Genomic DNA, 13274 nt, shown 5'->3' on the forward strand with positions numbered 1-13274 from the left:
CGGATCTCGATACGCGCCCTGTGCGCTGCTCGATCAGCAGGAAACGGTCACCCACGCGCGATGCTCGCTCAGCAGGAGCCGGAGCCCCCGCGTCAGCCCTTCTCCGCGCCCTCGGTCGTGTTCATGATCCGCCGCTGGAAGACGAAGAACAGCACGGCCACCGGGATCGACATCAGCACCGCGGCCGCGAGCTGCAGCGGGTACTGGTTGCCGGTGCCCAGCTGCCCCGACACGAGCGACGCGACTCCGGTCGTCAGCGTGTTCAGCTCCGGCGACTGCCGCGACACCACGAAGTGCGAGAACTCGTTCCACGAGCCCTGGAACGACAGGATGAACAACGTCACGATCGCCGGACGCGCCATCGGCACCACGATCGAGCGGAAGGTCCGGAACACTCCGGCCCCGTCGATCCGCGCGGCTTCCTCGATGGAGAGCGGGATCGAGTCGAAGAACTGCTTCATGATGAAGATCCCCGCCGCGTCCACGATCAGCGGGACGATCATCCCCGCGTAGCTGTCATAGAGGCCGAGCTGCTTGAGGATCAGGAACCGCGGGATCAGCAGCACCACCGCGGGCACGCTCATCACTCCGATGAACAGCGCGAACAGCAGGCCCCGTCCGCGGAAGCGCAGCCGCGACAGCGCGTAGCCGGCCAGCGAGTCGAAGAAGACCCGGCCGACCGTGACGAACACGGTGACGATCACCGAGTTGAGCGTCCACAGCGGCAGCGGGACGTCGGTGAACAGCCGCTCGTAGGAGGCGAACGACCAGGTCGCGGGCAGCAGCGACAGCGGGTTCGCGGTGGCGTCGGCGTCCGACTTGAACGACGAGGCGACCGAGATCAGGAACGGGTAGATGTACACCAGCGCCAGCGCGATCAGCAGCAGGTAGCCGCCGATCAGCGACGCGCGGCCGCGGGCGCCGAGGCGGATGCGGCGGTGCGGGACCGGCGCGGCGGGCTCGGGGCTCTCGGGGGCGCGGGTGCCGGGCTCGGTCAGCGTGCTCATCGGATGCCTCCCGTGGTGAGGGTCGTCGCGGCGTCGGCGCGGGCGGCGCGGCGGGGGCGCCGGCGCGGCTCCCCCTTCTCGCGGAGGAGCGCCCGCTGCAGGAGCGTCAGCACGACGATGATGAAGAAGAGGATGAAGGCGATCGCGGCGCCCTGACCCCAGCGGAGGTCCGTGAACGAGGACTCGTAGGCGAGGTACGCCGGGGTGAGCAGCGTCTTGCCCGGCGCCCCTCCTCCGGTGAGGTAGATCTGGTCGAACACCTGCCAGGTGCCGATCAGTCCGAGGGTCAGCACGGTGAAGAGCGTGGGCTTGAGCATCGGCAGGGTGACCGAGAAGAACTTCCGGAGCGGGCCGGCGCCGTCCATGAGCGCCGCCTCGTCGATCTCGGCGCCGATGTTCTGCAGCGCCGCGAGGAACAGCAGCATGAACGTGCCCGAGGTGGTGAAGATCGCCATCGTGATCAGCACGCACATCGCGACGGACGGGCCGGACAGCCAGTCCCACCAGGTGAGGCCGAGCGGGGCGCCCGCGGCCAGCGGCCCGGAGCCGTCGACGCCGACGGCGCCCAGGAGCGAGTGCAGGACGCCGGTCGGGTCGGCCATCCAGGTCGGCCCGTCGGCGCCGAACCAGCCGAGCACCGCGTTGACGACGCCCGAGGCGGAGAAGAGGAACAGGAAGATCACGGTGATCGCGATCGAGGAGGTGACGGAGGGGAAGTAGAAGGCGGTGCGGAAGAAGCCCCGGCCCCGCAGGATCCGCCGGTTCACCTGCACGGCGAGGAAGAGCGCGAGCGCGGTCTGCAGCGGCACCACGAGCAGCACGTAGTAGACGTTGTTGCGGATCGCGGTGCCGAAGTCCTTCTGCGCCAGGCCGGAGTCGGTGAGCACCGCGCGGTAGTTGTCGGCTCCGACGAACTGCGCGGTCGGCCCGAGGGGCGAGCCGAGCCCGTTCCAGTTGCTGACGCTGACCCAGAGGGCGAGGCCGATCGGGACGACGAGGAACACGCCGATCACGACGATCGCCGGGAGGGTGAAGAGCCAGCCGTAGCGGGCCTCGTGCCCGCGGATGCCGGAGCGGCGGCTCCGGGGGGCGGCGGTGGTGCTCATCGATGCGTCTCCTTCGACTCACGTGCGCGGGGTGGGGCGTGCCGGTCGGGCACGGGGAGGCGGCGGTCGGGTCCGCCGCCTCCCGGCCGGGCTACTTCGCGTTCGCGGTGTCGAGCGCGTCCTGCAGGTTGGTCTGTAGGTCGCCGAGGATCGACTCCGGGTCGCCGGTCGCGAGGCCCTCGAGCGCCGAGTTGAAGTCGGTGATGACGGTCGCCGCGCCGGCGAAGGCCACCGGGCTCACCGCGTAGTCGTTGCCGGAGACGAAGGCGGCGTTCTCGGGGTACTTCGTCGCGTACTCGGCGGCTCCGGTCTCGGTGGAGGGGATGACTCCGAAGGCGTCCGAGAAGGCGAGCTGCTGCTCGTCAGAGGTCAGGGCCGTCACGAGCGACTCCGTCTTCTCGGCCGTGGCGCTGCCGACGGGGATGCCCCAGCAGTTGCTGAAGGTGAAGGTCGACTTCCCGCCGGGGCCGGCGGGGAGCTCGGCGACGCGGTAGTCGACGTCGGGGTAGTCGGCCGCGAGCGCTCCGTTGATCCACGGGCCCTCGATGACCATCGCCGCCGCGCCCTTGCCGAACGCCTCGCCGGACCAGCCGGAGTCGAGCGCGGCCGGGAACTTCAGCACGCCGTCAGTGAGCAGCGTCTTCACCTCGGTCAGGCCCGCGACGTTCTCGGGGGTGTCCGCGGTGACCGTGGTGCCGTCCTCCGAGAGGAGCGATCCGCCGGCCTGGTTCATGAAGGTGCCGATGCGCGCGTACTCGGCGCCGAAGGAGAGCCCGGTCACTCCGTTCGCGGTCAGCTTCGTCGCCGCCGACTCGAGCGAGGCCCAGTCGGTGGGGACGTCCGCGTCGGTGAGGCCGGCCGCCGCCCAGAGGTCCGTGTTGATCACGAGGCCGAGCGTGGAGAAGTCCTTGGGCTCGCAGTAGAACCGGTCGTCGTAGCTGAACGCGTCGCGCAGCGCCGGGTAGAAGGCGTCGGCGTTCCCGGCGTCCTGGGCGTACGGCTCCAGGTAGCGGTTGCTCGCGTAGGTCTGGAACTGGTCCCAGCTCATGTAGAAGAGGTCGGGCGGGTTGCCGCCGGAGAAGCCCTGCCCGAGCTGCTGCGTCAGGTCGCTGGCGGCGACCACGTCGACCGTCGTGCTGTTCTGCTCGCCCCAGGCGTTCACGGCGTCGGTGACGGCGGTCGTCTCGGCGTCGCCGGACGAGCCGATCATCACGGTGAGGGCGGAGTCGCCGCCCGCGTCACCGGAGTCGGAGCCGCTCGAGCAGGCGGCGAGCGGGAGCAGCAGGCCTCCGGCGAGGATCGCGGCACCCCAGCGTGCCGCGCGGTGGGTGGGGGTCATGGTCTGGCCTTTCGTGGGGAGGGGCGCCGGTCGGAGTGACGGCGCCTCAGTCGGCGGGGTGGTGGAGGGGTGTGCGGAGCACGAGGTGGGGCTCGATCAGGCGGTGGGCCTCGCCCGGAGCGAGCGAGCGGTGGACGACGTCGTCGCCGCGCTCGCCCAGCAGGAGCTCGAGCGCGCCCGCGGCCACCGCGTCGAGGTCCTGCTCGATGCTCGGCAGGCCGACGGCCGCGGCGACGGGGGTGTTGTCGAAGCCGACGATCGGGAGGGAGGGCCGGCCGACGGCCACGGCGGCCATCGAGGCGCCGAGCGCGAGCGAGTCGGAGACGCAGACCAGCCCGTCGAGCTCCGGGGTCGCGCGGAGGAACTCGATGGCCGCGATGCGGGCCTGCTGGACGTCGTCCTCGGAGGAGGCGGCGAGCAGGGGCGCGTCGGGGAACCGCTCGCGGTGCACCCGCTCCCAGCCGCTGCGGCGGTCGTCGCCGGTCGCGGATCCGCTCGGCCAGCCGAGGAAGCCGATGCGGGAGCAGCCGCTGTCGGCGAGGTGCGCCGTGGCCTGGGCGAGCCCGGCGGCGCCGTCGACGTCGACCCAGAGGTGCTGCGGGTCGTTGCGGTCGTCGACGCCCCAGGGGCGGCCGAAGGTGACGAAGGGCACGGCCTGCTCGATCAGCCAGGCGGTCCGGGGGTCGCCGTAGAAGGTGGAGGTGAGTACGAAGGCGTCGACGTCGGCTCCGTCGCGGAGGCGTCCGATCCGCTCGATCTCCTCCTCCGGGCTCTTCGCCGTGTAGAGGAGGATGCGCATGCCGCGCGCGTCGGCCTGCTCGGTGACGGCGTGGAGGAAGCGGTCGAGCAGGCTGCCGGAGATGCCGTCGAGCACGCGGTCCATCCGGACGCCGATGGTGCCGGACTTGCGGGTGCGAAGGCGGCGGGCTGAGGCGTGCGGCCGGTAGTTGAGGTCGCCGATCGCCTTCTCGACGCGCTCGCGGGTGCTGTCGCGGACGATGTGCGGGCTGTTGAGCACGTTCGACACGGTCTGGCGCGAGACGCCCGCGGCACGGGCGACGTCCTCGACGGTCGGCAGTGCCATGCGTCCTCCTCGACGTGCTCTTGATCGTTCCAACCTGGCGGGATCCACCGGTTTGATCGATCAAATCCTTCGGTAAGGTTACCTCCGACGACGACGCTGTCAACCGTCCGCCCCGCTCCGGCACTCCCGGGGCCGGCGGCGGACGATCGGCGGCACGCCCCCAGCACCGACGATCCAGTGAGGAGTCGACCGTGACGACCGAGCGCGACGACCGACAGACCCCGCCCCGCCAGCCCCTCCTCCACGACTCCCTCGTCCTGCTCCGCGCACCCGTGCAGCTGTGGTCGGACGAGGCGGGCGAGGTCGGCTCCCGCCCCGTGCACGGGCTCTACCTCGGCGACGTGCGCGTGCTCGCGGGCGCCTCCCTCCGGGTGGGCGGCGCGGCGCTCGAGGCGATCGCGACCGGCCGCGACGGCGCCTCTTCCGCCCGCTTCACCGCGCTCGCCCGCCATCTCGACGACGCCGCCGCGGACCCGCGGATCCGCGTGGTCCGCTCGCGGGAGGTCTCCGCCGGCGGCGTCCGCGAGAGCATCCGCCTCGAGTCGGCGCTGCCCGACGAGGTCGCGACCACCGTCGAGCTGACCCTCGACCCCGACTTCTCGCTCGTGCACGTGGTGAAGGCGGGGCTCCGCGACGAGCCCTCCTTCGCGACCGCTCCGGTGGACGGCGGCCTCGACTGGACCCACGGCCCGGTCCGCGCCGAGCTGCGCGCACCCGGCGCCTCGATCTCGGGCACGGTGCTCACCTGGAGCGTCGTGGTCCCGGCCCGCGGGAGCGTCGAGGTCGTGTGGAGCGTCGCCGCGGAGGACGCCTCCGCCGTGGTCGCCGCCGCGTCCGGACCGGCCGAATGGGCGGGGACCGCGCTCGAGACCGGCGACTCCCGCCTCGCCTCCTGGTGCCGCGCCGCGCTCGACGACCTCGACGCCCTGCGCATGGTCACCGTGGAGCGCCCCGGCGAGCCGTTCCTCGCCGCGGGAGCGCCGTGGTTCTTCACCCTCTTCGGCCGTGACTCGATCTGGGCGGCGCGGATGCTCCTCCCCCTCGGGACCGGGATCGCCGCCTCCACCCTCCGCGTCCTGGCCGGCCTGCAGGGCACCCGCCACGTCGCGGACACCGCCGAGCAGCCGGGCAGGATCATGCACGAGCTGCGCGCCACGACCCTCGAGATACCCGGCGAGGGCGTCTCGCTGCCCCCGCTCTACTTCGGCACGGTCGACGCCACCGCGCTCTGGGTCTGCCTCCTCCACGACGCCTGGCGCTGGGGGCTCCCGGACGACGAGGTCGAGGAGCTGCTGCCCGCTCTGGAGGCGGCGCTGCGCTGGCTCCGCGATGACGGCGACTCGGACGGCGACGGGTTCCTCGAGTACGTGGACACCACGGGGCACGGCCTCGCCAACCAGGGCTGGAAGGACTCGGGCGACTCGATCCAGTGGCGCGACGGCACGCTCGCCGAGGGTCCGATCGCGCTCTGCGAGGTGCAGGCCTACGCCCACGAGGCCATGGTCGGCGGAGCGGCGCTGCTCGAGCACCTCGGCCGCGACGGCTCGGGGTGGCGCGAGGCGGCGTCGACGCTGAAGGCGCGCTTCGCGGAGGCGTTCTGGATCGACGACGCCGACGGCGGCTACCCGGCGATCGCGCTCGACGCGGCCGGGCGCCCGGTCGACACGATCACCAGCAACCTCGGCCACCTCCTCGGTACCGGCATCCTCTCCCCCGAGCACGCCGCCCGGGTCGCCGAGCTGCTGGTCTCCCCCGGGCTCGACTCGGGCTTCGGCCTGCGCACCCTGGACACCGGCTCGGGCGGCTACTGGCCGCTGTCGTACCACGGCGGCTCCGTCTGGGCCCACGACACCGCGATCGCCGTCACCGGGCTCGCCCGGGAGGGCTTCGGGGCGGAGGCGACGACCCTCTCGCGCGGACTGATCGCCGCGGCCGAGGGCTTCGGCTACCGGATGCCCGAGCTGCACTCGGGCGACCCCGCCGCCGAGGTGCACGCGCCGGTGCCGTACCCGGCGGCCTGCCGACCGCAGGCCTGGTCGGCGGCCGCCTCCGTCGCCGTGCTGTCGGCGGCGCTGGGGCTCGCTCCCGGAGGCGACACCCTGGTCGTCGCGCCACTCTCGCCCGCGCTCGCCGGGCCGATCCGCGTGGACGGGATCCGCTACCGCGGCTCCGTGGTGCCGGTGGACTGGGACGGCAGGATCTGAGGCGCCGCGCCGCTCAGGGCGGACCGGCTCAGATCAGGCCGGCTCAGGGCAGGCGCGCTCAGGGCAGGCGCGCCACGACCGCGCGCGCGATGCGCCGGCCCGAGCGGTTCGCCCCGATGGTCGAGGCCGTCGGGCCGTAGCCGGCGAAGAAGACCCGCGGATCCGTCAGTGAGGCTCCGTCGGCGACCGCGATGCCGCCCTCGCGCTCGCGCAGCCCGAGCGGACCGAGGTGGCGCAGCTCCGGCCGGAAGCCCGTCGCCCAGATGATCGCGTCGGCGCGCGTGAAGGAGCCGTCCGGCCAGCGCACGCCCTCCTCCTCGATCGACGAGAACATCCCCCGCTCGTGCAGGAGCCCGCGCTCGATCCCGGCGACCACCCGGCGGGTGCGCTGCACGCCCGTGCCGCCGACGATGCTCGGGAGGGGCAGGCCGGCGCGGGCGGCGCGGTCCTGCTCGGCCACCGCCTCCACCGCCGACTCCATCGCCAGCTGCTCGCCGTCGTGGTAGACCACCGGTCGCCGCGTCGCCCACGTCAGCGAGCGCGCCACCCGCTCGAGCTCCAGCAGGAAGCCGATCGCCGAGGTGCCGCCGCCGACCACGAGCACCTGCTTCCCGGCGAAGTCCTCGGCGCGGACGTACTCGGTCGGGTCGATCTGCACGCCGCGGAAGCGGTCGCGCCCGGGGTAGTGCGGGACGAAGGGCGATCCCCAGGTGCCGGTCGCGTTGACGAGCAGACTCGCGCGCTCGACCGCGCGGTCGGACTCGACGACGAGCGGCGACCCCGTGTCGTGCGGCGTCGCACTCGTGACGCGCCGCACCGACTCCGGACGGCGGATCTCGAGACCGAGCTCCTCCTCGTAGCGCCCGTAGTACTCGCGGACCACGTCCCGTGCCGGTCGCCGGTGATCGGCCGTGCGGAACGAGAGCCCCATCCGCTCCATGCCCGGGAGATCGTGCACGCGGTGCGCGGAGCCGAGCCGCAGGGCCTCCCAGCGGAACTGCCAGGCCCCGCCGGGCTCCGGACCGCGGTCGAGGACGATCAGGTCGCGCCCGGGGACGAGGCCGAGACGGCGCAGGTAGTAGGCCACGGACAGACCCGCCTGGCCCGCGCCGATCACCACGACGGGACGCGGTGGGGCGACGCTGTCCACGGTGCTCCTGACGCGGTCGAGGATGGGCGGCCGTCCGGCAGATCGAGGCCCGGGGTGGCGTGTCCCCCGTCTGCTAAACTACCGCGTAGATTTCAACTTTCCCTGTCTGCTCTTTTCCCCAGCCGGCTCACTGCCCGTCTGGCCTGTCATCGTGAGGGGGTCACCCATGGGGCGCGGCCGTCAGAAGGCGAAGAACACCAAGATCGCCCGTGAGCTGAAGTCGTTCAGCCCGGCGGTCGATTACAGCGCGCTCGAGCGCGAGCTCAGCCACCCGGACGAGCCGGACTACTCGAAGTGGATCGACGCCGAGGACGACGGCGACGACACGGACCTCGTCGAGGAGCCGCACCAGAAGCGTGCGTGACTCCTCCCGTGAATCGGGGCCGCTCCCTCGGGGCGGCCCCGATTCGCGTGCGGGCGGTGATCCGGCGGGTGAGGGACTCGACCTGGAGCGCGGGTCGCTCGGCTGAGCACGTTCTCCCGCTTTCCGCCACTGAGTGCAGAATGTCGGTGCCCCCTGGGACACTGACCGGATGAGCACTTCCCCGCCCGCACGGCTGCCCGTGTGGCAGTCGGAGCGTCGCGGGAACGACCTCGACGAGGCGCGCGACTTCTACGCCGGCTCGTACAACGGCTCCGGCTTCCGGGCCGAACGCTCGGTCGTGCCGTTCGCGTTCCGCTACACGACGACCGGGCCCGGGCCCGTGAGCCTCCACTCCGCCTCCTTCCTGGGCCGGGTGCGCGGCACGGTGGCCCCGAGCGACGTCTACGTCGCCCTCTGGCTGACCGCGGGGCGCGCCTCCCTCGACCTGGGGCGCGACGAGCACCGCCTCGTCGTCGGGCGCCCGGCCATGTTCCCGAGCGGCCGGCCCTTCGGCTTCGAGGCCCTCGAGTACCGCGACGCGCTCGTGCACTTCGAGGCCGCCCACCTCGAGGCGATCGCCGCCGAGCTGCACGGCACCGAGCCCGGCCCGCTGCGGTTCGCCCCCGTGGCGCGCGACACGACCGCCTGGTGGGCCGCGATCCGGCTCCTGCGCGACACCCTCGCCTCCCCGCACACGCCCACCGTGCTGCAGCGCGACGGCGTCGCCCGCATCGCCGCGCTCGCCGCCCTGCAGACCTTCGCCCACCGCATCGCCCCGCTGCCGGCCGTGCCGCCCTCGGTCAGCGCTCGGCGCCTCCGACGGGCCGTGGAGTTCGTGCAGGCCAACGCCGACCTGCCCCTCGGAGTGGCCGACATCGCCGACGCGGCCGGGCTCACGGTCCGCGGCGTGCAGCTGGCGTTCCAGCGCGCCTTCGGCGAGACCCCGCGGCACTACCTGCGCGACGTCCGCCTCGAGCGCGCGCACGAGGAGCTCTCGGCCGGATCGATCGGCTCGCTGGTGGTCGGCGACGTCGCCGCACGCTGGGGGTTCATCAGCGGCGGCCGCTTCGCCCAGCACTACGCGACGCGGTTCGGCGAGCTCCCGAGCGAGACCCTCCGGCGCTAGTCCCGCCGATCCCCGACGGCGGTTCCGCCGAGGGGCGTTCGGGCGTACTGTCCGAGGACCGCCCGCTGCCCCGCGGGCCGCGTCGATGGAGCCGCGAATGTTCGAACCCGGAGGATCCGCGCGGCCTGCCGCGCGGGTCGGCTACGTCACCGCCGCCCTGCTGGTCGGCGCGATCCTGGTGGGCGGCGCGGTCGGCGCCGCCGTCGCCCTGGTCCTCTACCTGCCCGGCGTCCTCGCCGCCGACGGCCCGCCCGGGCTGGTGAGCTTCGGCCTGCTCATGGGAGCGGCCTCCGGCGCGGGCATCGGAGTCGTCGGAGGCGCGGGAGCGGTCGCCGGCATGGTCGCGGTGCGCGTCGCGAGCCGCCGCGACGGCCCGTTCGTGCTCGGCACCAGCGCGGGCGCCGGTCTCGGCGTGCTGGTCGCCTCCGCGAACCTGCTCGTCAGCCGCGATGCCCCGACCTGGGCGACCGCCCTGCTCGCCACCGCGGCCGCCTGCGCCCTCTGCGCGGCGGGCTCGTGGCTGCTGACCCGGCACGAGCACTCCTGGGAGCGCGCGCACGCCGCACCGCGCTGATCCGCGGCGCCTCCGGGGATCAGCCCGCGTAGGACCCGACCAGGCGGACCGCTCCGCCGTCGACGCCCTTCGCGCCCTGCTCGAAGCCCTCGAACCCGCGCGCGGCCGTCGAGACGCGGCCCGCGACCCACGACGGGACGCCCGAGCGCTCGAGGCGTGCGATCACGCCGTCGGCCGCCTCCGCCGCGACCACGGCGAACATGCCGATGCCGAGGTTCCAGGTGCCCTCGGTGCTCTCGAGCGTCGCGCCGGACATCCCGGCGAGCGCGCGGAACACGTCGGACGGGCTCCAGCTCGCCCGCTCGACCTCGACCCAGGAGCCGCGCGGCAGCACCCGGGCGAGGTTCGCCGCGATCCCGCCGCCGGTGACGTGGCTGATGGAGTGGACGGCCGGGCCGAGCTCGGCGTCGTCGAGCAGGTCGAGGAGGGGCCGGGTGTAGAGGCGGGTCGGCTCCAGCAGCACCTCGCCGACCACGCCGCCCAGCTCCTCGGAGCGGTCGGTGAAGCCGATGCCGCGCTCGGCGAGGATGTGGCGCACGAGCGAGTAGCCGTTCGAGTGCAGTCCGGAGGAGGCCATCGCCACCACGACGTCGCCGTCGCGCACGCGGTCGGCGCCGCGCACCTGGTCGGCCTCGATCGCGCCGACCGCCGCGCCCGCCACGTCGTAGTCGTCGGGTCCGAGCAGGCCCGGGTGCTCGGCCGTCTCGCCGCCGACGAGCGCGGTGCCCGTCTCGGAACAGGCGCGCGCGATGCCGGCGACGATGTCGGCGATGCGGGCCGGGACGACCTTGCCGCACGCGATGTAGTCGGTCATGAAGAAGGGGCGGGCGCCGACCACGACGATGTCGTCGACGACCATGCCGACGAGGTCCTGCCCGATGGTGTCGTGCTTGTCGATCGCCTGGGCGAGCGCGACCTTGGTGCCGACGCCGTCGGTCGAGGTCGCGAGGAGGGGGGCTCGGAAGTCGCGGAGGAAGGAGACGTCGTAGAGACCCGCGAAGCCGCCGACCCCGCCGAGGACCCGGCTGTCGTGCGTCGCCGACACCGCCGACTTCATCAGCTCGACGGCGAGGTCCCCCGCCGCCGTGTCGACTCCTGCGCGGGCGTAGCTGCTCGTCTCATCACTCACGCGACGACCCTACCGACTGCCCTCTCCCGCCGCGGCGCGGATCCGGATCCCGGCCCGGGATCTCCGCCTCTCCGCAGCCGCGCACTCCTCCGAGGGCCCCTCTGCGGCAGCATCGGACGGGTGGAGCTGCAGCGTGCGGGACCGGCGGACGTCGACGCAGCGCGCGCCTTCCTCGCGGCCGCCGACCTCACGCTCGCCGGGATCGACTCCCCCTCCGTGCGCCTCTGGCTCGAGCGCGACCGGAGCGGTCGCGTCGTCGGCAGCACCGGCTGGGAGCCGAGTACCGACGGAAGCCACGCTCTGATCCGCAGCGTGGCGGTGGCCTCGGACCGCCGAGCGTCCGGCGCGGGGAGCCGCCTCGCCCGCCACGCTCTCGCCGACGCCGCTCGGAGCGGTGCCCGACGCGCCTGGCTCTTCTCCCGCAGATCCGGCCCCTTCTGGCGGTCGCTCGGATTCGAGCCCGCCGATCGCGACGAGCTCGCGGCCGCCCTGGCCGCCACCCATCAGGTGCGGCTGTTCACCGAGTCGGGGCAGCTCGGCCGCGAGGTCGCCTGGTCGCGCGCGCTCCGGTCGGATGGCGACGACGGCCCGGCCGATCCGCCGGTCGGCGCCGCCCCGAGCACCCCCGCGACCACGGATCCGCCCACGGCGAACCATTAGGGGATGAGTCCCCCGCGTGCCAGGATGGACCGTCAAACCCCCCTGCTATCCCCTTGGGAGCCCCTCCGGCATGTGCGGAATCGTTGGGATCGTGTCCTCCGGACCGGTCAACCAGTCCATCTACGACAGCCTCTCCCTCCTGCAGCACCGCGGCCAGGACTCGACCGGCATCGCGACCGCCGACGGCAGCACCCTGCACATCAAGAAGGCCGCGGGACAGGTCCGCGAGGCGTTCCGCACCCGCGACATGCGCTCGCTGCTCGGATCCATGGGCCTCGGCCACGTGCGCTACGCGACGAAGGGCAACGCCGAGCGCGAGGAGGAGGCCCAGCCGTTCTACGTGAACGCGCCGTACGGCATCATCCTCGTCCACAACGGCAACCTCACGAACACGCGCGAGCTCACCGAGGAGCTCTTCCGCATCGACCGCCGCCACCTCAACACCACCTCCGACACGGAGCTGCTGGTCAACGTGCTGGCGAACGAGCTGCAGGCCTCGATGTCGGGCCGCGACCTCGACGCCGACGAGGTGTTCGACGCCGTCGCCCGCGTGCACGAGCGCGTCGAGGGCTCCTACGCCACCATCGCGCTGATCGCCGGCGTCGGGCTGCTGGCGTTCCGCGACCCCTTCGGGATCCGCCCGCTCATCGTCGGCCGCCGCAGCAACACCGGGGCGCCGGACGACTGGGTCGTCGCCTCCGAGTCGCTCGTGCTCGAGGCGCAGGGCTTCGAGATCGTCCGCGACGTCGCTCCCGGCGAGGCGGTCTTCATCACCCCCGACGGCCGGATGACCAGCCGCCAGTGCGCGAAGGACCCGCGACTCATCCCGTGCTCGTTCGAGTACGTCTACCTCGCCCGCCCCGACTCCGTGATGTCCGGCATCTCGGTCTACGAGGCGCGCCTGCGCCTGGGCGACCGCCTCGCCGACACCATCGCGCAGTACACCCCGGGCGGAGCGATCGACGTCGTCATGCCGATCCCCGACTCCTCCCGCCCCGCCGCGATGCAGGTCGCGCAGAAGCTCGGGATCGAGTACCGCGAGGGCTTCTACAAGAACCGCTACGTCGGCCGGACGTTCATCATGCCCGGGCAGGCGGTCCGCAAGAAGTCGGTGCGGCAGAAGCTCAACGCGATGTCGAGCGAATTCAAGGGCAAGAACGTCCTGATCGTCGACGACTCGATCGTCCGCGGCACCACCTCCAAGGAGATCGTCGACATGGCCCGCGCGGCCGGCGCGAACACGGTCACCTTCGCATCCGCCGCGCCTCCCGTGCGCTACCCGCACGTGTACGGGATCAACATGCCCTCGCGCCAGGAGCTCGTGGCCCACAACCGCCGCATCCCCGAGATCTCGGAGGCGATCGGCGCCGACCAGCTGATCTACCAGGAGGTCGCCGACATGAAGGCGGCGATCCTCGAGGGCTCGGACGTCACCGACCTCGAGACCAGCTGCTTCACCGGCGAGTACGTCACGGGCACCGTCACCCCGGAGTACCTCGACTGGGTGGAGCGCACGCAGCTGAGCTGAGCT

Annotated in this window: 12 protein-coding genes; 6 read left to right on the forward strand and 6 right to left on the reverse strand. The window is 73.1% G+C overall.

Features of this window, described 5'->3' with window-relative positions; translation table 11 throughout:
- Positions 1–92: 92 nt before the first annotated feature.
- From C5D36_RS09140 to C5D36_RS09155, 4 genes are all read right to left on the reverse strand, one after another.
- Entirely contained in the window at positions 93–1007 is a 915-nt protein-coding gene (locus tag C5D36_RS09140) for a carbohydrate ABC transporter permease (RefSeq protein WP_104238713.1), read from the reverse strand.
- Complete coding sequence (locus C5D36_RS09145) at positions 1004–2113, reverse strand: carbohydrate ABC transporter permease (protein WP_104238714.1); 1110 nt, start codon at positions 2111–2113, stop codon at positions 1004–1006. The genes C5D36_RS09140 and C5D36_RS09145 overlap by 4 nt, the downstream gene beginning before the upstream one ends.
- Positions 2114–2204: 91 nt before the next feature.
- Positions 2205–3452, reverse strand: a complete 1248-nt coding sequence (locus tag C5D36_RS09150) for an extracellular solute-binding protein (protein WP_104295675.1) — start codon at positions 3450–3452, stop codon at positions 2205–2207.
- A 46-nt stretch (positions 3453–3498) separates the two neighbouring features.
- A complete protein-coding gene (locus tag C5D36_RS09155; protein WP_104282651.1) occupies positions 3499–4536 on the reverse strand; it encodes a LacI family DNA-binding transcriptional regulator in 1038 nt (345 codons plus the stop codon).
- 191 nt (positions 4537–4727) lie between these two features.
- Between C5D36_RS09155 and C5D36_RS09160 the strand changes: the two genes are divergently transcribed.
- Complete coding sequence (locus C5D36_RS09160; protein ID WP_104295676.1) at positions 4728–6740, forward strand: glycogen debranching N-terminal domain-containing protein; 2013 nt, start codon at positions 4728–4730, stop codon at positions 6738–6740.
- Positions 6741–6798: 58 nt separating this feature from the next.
- On the opposite strand, the gene C5D36_RS09165 is transcribed toward C5D36_RS09160, so the two are convergent.
- Positions 6799–7890 (reverse strand): FAD-dependent oxidoreductase, encoded by a 1092-nt coding sequence (locus C5D36_RS09165; RefSeq protein WP_104295677.1) that lies wholly within the window; start codon positions 7888–7890, stop codon positions 6799–6801.
- A 166-nt stretch (positions 7891–8056) separates the two neighbouring features.
- On the opposite strand from C5D36_RS09165, the gene C5D36_RS09170 reads away from it, so the two are divergent.
- From C5D36_RS09170 to C5D36_RS09180, 3 genes are all read left to right on the forward strand, one after another.
- A complete protein-coding gene (locus C5D36_RS09170) occupies positions 8057–8254 on the forward strand; it encodes a DUF3073 domain-containing protein (protein WP_097167615.1) in 198 nt (65 codons plus the stop codon).
- 169 nt (positions 8255–8423) lie between these two features.
- A complete protein-coding gene (locus C5D36_RS09175) occupies positions 8424–9380 on the forward strand; it encodes an AraC family transcriptional regulator (protein ID WP_104328995.1) in 957 nt (318 codons plus the stop codon).
- Between the two features lie 97 nt (positions 9381–9477).
- Positions 9478–9954: a hypothetical protein gene (locus C5D36_RS09180; RefSeq protein WP_104250791.1), complete on the forward strand. Its 477-nt coding sequence runs from the start codon at positions 9478–9480 to the stop codon at positions 9952–9954.
- Between the two features lie 19 nt (positions 9955–9973).
- Here C5D36_RS09180 and purM read toward each other — a convergent pair whose 3' ends face one another.
- Positions 9974–11083, reverse strand: a complete 1110-nt coding sequence (gene purM / locus C5D36_RS09185; RefSeq protein ID WP_104223764.1) for a phosphoribosylformylglycinamidine cyclo-ligase — start codon at positions 11081–11083, stop codon at positions 9974–9976.
- 120 nt (positions 11084–11203) lie between these two features.
- Between purM and C5D36_RS09190 the strand changes: the two genes are divergently transcribed.
- On the forward strand, positions 11204–11743 hold the full coding sequence (locus C5D36_RS09190) for a GNAT family N-acetyltransferase (RefSeq protein ID WP_104295678.1): 540 nt from the start codon (positions 11204–11206) through the stop codon (positions 11741–11743).
- Between the two features lie 70 nt (positions 11744–11813).
- Positions 11814–13271 carry an amidophosphoribosyltransferase gene (gene purF / locus C5D36_RS09195; RefSeq protein ID WP_104295679.1) on the forward strand — a complete coding sequence of 486 codons (1458 nt, stop codon included), beginning with the start codon at positions 11814–11816 and terminating at the stop codon, positions 13269–13271.
- The last annotated feature ends 3 nt before the right edge of the window (positions 13272–13274 follow it).

The sequence above is a fragment of the Rathayibacter sp. AY1C6 genome (assembly GCF_002931535.1).
In the GTDB taxonomy this organism is placed as follows: Bacteria; Actinomycetota; Actinomycetes; order Actinomycetales; family Microbacteriaceae; genus Rathayibacter.

Excerpts from the sequence above, each read along its gene's own strand:
- C5D36_RS09175 (WP_104328995.1), top strand. The coding sequence starts at position 8,424 with ATGAGCACTTCCCCGCCCGCACGGCTGCCCGTGTGGCAGTCGGAGCGT.
- C5D36_RS09145 (WP_104238714.1), bottom strand. The coding sequence starts at position 2,113 with ATGAGCACCACCGCCGCCCCCCGGAGCCGCCGCTCCGGCATCCGCGGG.
- C5D36_RS09170 (WP_097167615.1), top strand. The coding sequence starts at position 8,057 with ATGGGGCGCGGCCGTCAGAAGGCGAAGAACACCAAGATCGCCCGTGAG.
- purF (WP_104295679.1), top strand. The coding sequence starts at position 11,814 with ATGTGCGGAATCGTTGGGATCGTGTCCTCCGGACCGGTCAACCAGTCC.
- C5D36_RS09150 (WP_104295675.1), bottom strand. The coding sequence starts at position 3,452 with ATGACCCCCACCCACCGCGCGGCACGCTGGGGTGCCGCGATCCTCGCC.
- C5D36_RS09180 (WP_104250791.1), top strand. The coding sequence starts at position 9,478 with ATGTTCGAACCCGGAGGATCCGCGCGGCCTGCCGCGCGGGTCGGCTAC.
- C5D36_RS09155 (WP_104282651.1), bottom strand. The coding sequence starts at position 4,536 with ATGGCACTGCCGACCGTCGAGGACGTCGCCCGTGCCGCGGGCGTCTCG.
- C5D36_RS09140 (WP_104238713.1), bottom strand. The coding sequence starts at position 1,007 with ATGAGCACGCTGACCGAGCCCGGCACCCGCGCCCCCGAGAGCCCCGAG.